This is a genomic window from Betaproteobacteria bacterium (genome assembly GCA_016791345.1).
In the GTDB taxonomy this organism is placed as follows: domain Bacteria; phylum Pseudomonadota; class Gammaproteobacteria; order Burkholderiales; family JAEUMW01; genus JAEUMW01.
On sequence record JAEUMW010000470.1, the window covers coordinates 1 to 3127 of the forward strand.

General features: G+C 66.7%; 3 protein-coding genes. 1 reads left to right on the forward strand and 2 read right to left on the reverse strand.

Annotated features, from left to right (window positions below; genetic code table 11):
- The first annotated feature begins 131 nt into the window (after nt 1-131).
- Complete coding sequence (locus JNK68_17530; protein ID MBL8542146.1) at nt 132-1601, forward strand: FAD-dependent monooxygenase; 1470 nt, start codon at nt 132-134, stop codon at nt 1599-1601.
- Between the two features lie 31 nt (nt 1602-1632).
- On the opposite strand, the gene JNK68_17535 is transcribed toward JNK68_17530, so the two are convergent.
- Nucleotides 1633-2265, reverse strand: coding sequence for a pyridoxamine 5'-phosphate oxidase family protein (locus JNK68_17535; protein ID MBL8542147.1), 633 nt, complete (start codon nt 2263-2265; stop codon nt 1633-1635).
- A gap of 62 nt (nt 2266-2327) precedes the next feature.
- Nucleotides 2328-3127: alpha/beta hydrolase (locus JNK68_17540; GenBank protein ID MBL8542148.1), on the reverse strand; the 800-nt coding region annotated here is incomplete at its 5' end.

Below are 3127 nucleotides of genomic sequence, written 5' to 3' on the forward strand. Positions count from 1 at the left end.
CTTTCTTGGGGCGGCGGTATGAGGCTCGTGCCATCTCTCGGGGCTCGCAGAGCAATCCGGTGCGGTGAAGACGCCGGGGAACGGGTGTTCGGTCCCATGACGAAGGCGGGCAGCGCGAGGAGCATGCAACCATGACCCAGGGCGCGCTCGTCGTAGGTGCAGGACCGGTGGGCCTCACGATGGCGCTCGAACTCGCGCGCTACAAGGTTCCCGTGCGGCTCATCGACAGGATGACGGAGCGCAGCGACACGTCTCGCGCCGTTGCGATCTGGAGCCGGACGCTCGAGCTTCTCGACCGCGCCGGGATCAGCGAGGAGCTGATTGCCATGGGCAACAAGGTCACGGCCGCCAGCATCATGGCCGGTCGCAGCCTTGTCGCCCACTTCGAGCTCAAGGAAGTCGACACGCCTTATCCATTCGTGTTGATGCTCCCGCAGTGCGATACCGAGGCCGTGCTCGAACGGCGTCTCCAGCGCTTTGGCACGCGCGCGGAGCTGGGTGTCGAACTCACCTCGTTCACGCAGGACGAAACCGGGGTAACGGCGACGCTGCGTCGTGGCGACGGCAGCATCGCAACCGAGCGCTTCGCATGGCTCATCGCCTGCGACGGTTCGCACAGTCCCATCCGCCACAGCCTTGGCCTCACGTTCGATGGCGACACCATCGGATTCGACTGGGCACTGGGCGACTTCCACATGGCCGGCGCGCCCTTCCCGTTGAATGAACTTGCCACCTACTGGCACGAAGACGGGCCGATCGTCTTCTTTCCGATGTCCGCGGGACGCTACCGGCTCATCGTGAGCCTCAGGCCCTCGACCGGTACTTTGCCGGTAGCGCCGACGCTCGAAGGGTTCCAGGCGCTCGTCGACCAGCGCGGGCCGGGAGGAATCACGCTCAGCGACCCGATATGGACATCCGCCTTTCGCATCAACGAGCGCCAGGTCGCGAGCTATCGGGTCGGGCGCGTGTTCCTCGCCGGCGACGCAGCACACGTGCACAGCCCCGCAGGCGGCCAGGGCATGAACACGGGAATGCAGGACGCCTGCAATCTTGCCTGGAAGCTCGCCATGGTCTGCCGCGGCATGGCGGCCGCCCCCTCACTGCTCGACAGCTACGACGCCGAGCGCAGACCGGTCGGGGCCGAGGTGATCGCCGCGGCGGGTCGCCTCACCAAGCTGGCCCTGATCCGCAATCCCGTCGCGCAGCACCTGCGCGACGCGGTGGCCTATGTGCTGCTGGGTCTCGCGCCGGTCCAGCGCGCGCTCGAAGGTTCGATGACGGAGACGTCGGTCGGCTACGCCGACAGCCCGATCAATGGAACCACACAGGGATTGGGCATAGCAGCGGGCGCACGCATGCGGCCGGCGGCGGGCGAGGCGCCGTACGGCGCCGGTGACGCCCCGCGTTTCACCCTGCGCGCCAACGTGTCGGGGACGCCGCCGCTCACATCCGTCCAAGACTTGCTGGATCCCACGGTCCGACCGAACGCCGCCGGCCGCGGGATCGAGCTCGTGCGACCGGACGGCTATCTGGCGATGTCGGCTGCCGACGGCGATTGGGCGCAGGTTGCGGATTACCTCGAGCGGTTCGCCGGGGCCTAGATATCCAAGTCCGCCCGTCTCGGGAACCTGCTCATTCGGATACCGCCGGCGGATGTTCGAGTTGCTTGATGCGAGCTTTCAGCTGCTCGATCACGGTGTCGCGTTCTTCGATTGCTCGACGCACGTCCTCCGCCTCGAACCGCTCCGGGATGTGCTTCGAGCAGTTCCAGTCGAACGCCTCGACCGAAATCTTCATCACGCGCTGAACGTGCCCCCGGTGAGAGTCTTCGACGAGCGCATCGAGCTGCGGATCGTCTAGCGTCACCTCGCGTACCGACAGCCGACCGAGAATCTTCAGCCGTGCGCGCCGGCCGTAGTCGACGAGAATCAGCGCGACGCGATCGTTGCCGGCGAGATTGCCGATGCTCACGAGCTGCCGATTGCCGCCGAAATCCGCGAACCCGAGCGTGTTCGCGTCGAGCACCTTGAGGAAGCCGACCGGTCCGCCGCGATGCTGCACGTACGGCCAGCCGGTTTCGGATACCGTCGCCATATAGAGGCTGCGTTGTGCGGCGATGAATTCGGTCTCGGCGGCACCGAGACGGTCGTTCTGCGTACCGTCGTTGCGTTCGAATGCACGTGCGTAGCTGTTGCGGCTGCCGTCGCGAGTCTGTGCGGCTTTCACCGCGGGCGTGAAGGCGATGCGGGCGAATGCGTGGCTCATGGCGGGCTCCGGGGTCGACGGGTCAGGTGGTTGCGACGCGGGTGCGCGTTGGGGTGACGCGGCTATGCGAAAGTCTGCGTGATGAGTTGCGCGATCTCTGGCGCATATTCCTCGAGCGCAAAGTGACCGCCGTCGAGGAAATGCAGTTGCGCGTCGGGCAGGTCGTCGCGGAAGGCCTTCGCACCGTCGACGGTGAAGAAGGGGTCACCGCGGCCCCACACGATCAGCGTCTTCGGCCGGTGCGCACGGAAGTACTGATGCCAGGCGTCGTACTGCGCGACGTTGTTCGCGTAGTCGCGGAACAGCGCGAGCTGCTTCAAGTCGTTGCCAGGCCGGTCGAGCAGCGCCTGATCGAGCGTCCAGGGGTCGGGGTTGAGCGCCTGCGGGTCGCGCGCGCCGGCGAGGTACTGGTAGCGCGTGGTCTCGGGAAGCAGCATCCTGCGCGCGCCGCGTTCGTCATTCGACTGCCACAGCGGCATGAACACCTCGGAAACCGCCAGGCTCACGCCTGCCAGGTACGCGTTCGCGTTCTGGATCACCTGGCCGAGCACCCGCTCCGGATGGCGCCGCGCGAGCCGCCAGCCGACCGGACCCCCATAGTCGTGCAGGTAGTGGACATAGCGCGCGACACCGAGGACTTCCAGCAATCGCTCGACGATGCCGGCGATTGCATCGAAGGTGTAGGGGAAACGATCGAGCGGCGGCGAGTCGGAGTGTCCGAAGCCGGGGAAGTCCGGCGCGACCACGAAGAAATGCGGCGCGAGCAGGGGAATCAGGTCGCGGAACATGTGAGACGACGACGGAAAGCCGTGCAGCAGCACGATGGCCGGACGCTCGCGGTCGCCCGCGGTGCGCACGAACA

Bases quoted from the DNA above. Each gene is read 5' to 3' on its own strand.
- JNK68_17530 (MBL8542146.1), top strand. From the start codon at position 132: ATGACCCAGGGCGCGCTCGTCGTAGGTGCAGGACCGGTGGGCCTCACG.
- JNK68_17535 (MBL8542147.1), bottom strand. From the start codon at position 2,265: ATGAGCCACGCATTCGCCCGCATCGCCTTCACGCCCGCGGTGAAAGCC.